At 41.9% G+C, this 270-nt stretch carries 1 protein-coding gene; it reads right to left on the reverse strand.

The annotated features are described in order from the left end of the window. A partial coding sequence (locus CCAND38_RS12010) for a hypothetical protein (protein ID WP_042345046.1) occupies nt 1-270 on the reverse strand: 270 nt, incomplete at both ends.

The following is a 270-nucleotide window of genomic DNA, read 5'->3' on the forward strand; positions in this document are numbered from 1 at the left end:
GCTATCGTAGTTAGTGATTGTAGCTGTCGTACCATTTATTCCACATTGGGCATTAGCCACTTGTACCACAGGAACACTCGGTTTGGCATAGACATTTACCAACACATTAGCTTTCACACTTTCGCATTCACCCGCCTGTGTTTGTGTTGCCTGATAGGTAGTTGCGTGTGTTAATGGCGTAGCATCGTTCAGTAGCATATTTCCGCTATAAACCTTAATAGTATTGAAAGCAGTAGCGTTAATACGTTTTTTCAAATCCAAAACAGTGGC

It is taken from the genome of Capnocytophaga canis (genome assembly GCF_000827555.1).
GTDB lineage: Bacteria > Bacteroidota > Bacteroidia > Flavobacteriales > Flavobacteriaceae > Capnocytophaga > Capnocytophaga canis.